Origin of the sequence: Streptomyces sp. NPDC127092 (assembly GCF_042722475.1) — a bacterium.
GTDB lineage: Bacteria > Actinomycetota > Actinomycetes > Streptomycetales > Streptomycetaceae > Streptomyces.
Window position 1 is genome coordinate 1 of sequence record NZ_JBHXFE010000434.1, and the last position, 1,013, is coordinate 1,013.

The following is a 1,013-nucleotide window of genomic DNA, read 5'->3' on the forward strand; positions in this document are numbered from 1 at the left end:
ATGGCAACCGATGCCGTGTCTCCACGGCTGGTGTTCCAGTCTCGATGCTGAAGTGAGAGTGCTTCACCGATTCGCATGCCGGTCTCGGCCAGCAAGGTCCAGAGAAATCGGTACCGCAGATCTCCTGACCAGTCGCCGGTCGGCGCGCACGATGCCTCGGCTGCGATCAGGGCATCGATGGAGTCCGGCTCCAGCAGTGGAGTCTGCCGTTTTCGGAGTCTCACGCGGATAGCTGTCCGTCGCTGAGTATTTCGACGAGCAATATGTTCGAGAATCGGCATATATCTACCCGGTCGTGATCGCACGTGCTCGTAGAGGAACGATGCGGCATCGACGCCGAACGCGGCATGGTATCGGTAGAAGCTCATCACCGGTCGTATGCGGATCGCCACGGTCGCTTCTGCGACAGTCGCTTCCGGATGAAGTTGCCGGACGAACGGGTCGAACTGGCCGGTGCGCACGGCCATCAGGAAATGGCCGAAGTCGCTGAGCTGGACCGTATCCCACTGCCGATCCGACTTCTCCAGGTAGGACCACCAGAGCGCTAGACCACGCGCGTACGTTTTGATGGTGTTTGGAGAGAACTCCGATTGACGAGCGAATTCCAGATACTGCTCGATCGGTTCGACGAGTGTGTGGGAATCGGACACCACCGTCCACGTCGTCTCTCCACCGGTCATCACACGTTGCGTGGACGCCATCTGGTCTCCTTCGACGTGACCACGCTAACGCGCTCAACGCCTCGGTCTCGGGATTGCCGTCCGGTGTGTCAGCGATGTCGTCGGCATCGCATGCCAATGTCCGATACGCGTACCCGTGACGAGGATGGCCAATGAACTACACCCATGTCGATGATGTGAACGGCACAACACTCCCAGTACCGGATACCACGTCGTCGCACTATCGGATGCGTGGCAGAAGGGTGCCCAGCAGCTCAGCCCGGAGCAGCGCCGCGACCTGGCCAACGACCCACGGAACCTGCAGGCCGTCGACGGCCCCACGAATTCGCAGAA

1 protein-coding gene and 1 pseudogene are annotated in these 1,013 nt (G+C 60.4%); one reads left to right on the forward strand and one right to left on the reverse strand.

What is annotated here, in order from left to right; translation table 11 throughout:
• The coding region (locus ACFWJO_RS41065) for a site-specific integrase (protein WP_386873527.1) at positions 1-701 on the reverse strand (701 nt) is incomplete at its 3' end.
• Positions 702-888: 187 nt separating this feature from the next.
• Here ACFWJO_RS41065 and ACFWJO_RS41070 point away from each other — a divergent pair.
• Positions 889-1,013: pseudogene (locus ACFWJO_RS41070) on the forward strand (HNH endonuclease family protein); the annotation flags it as partial.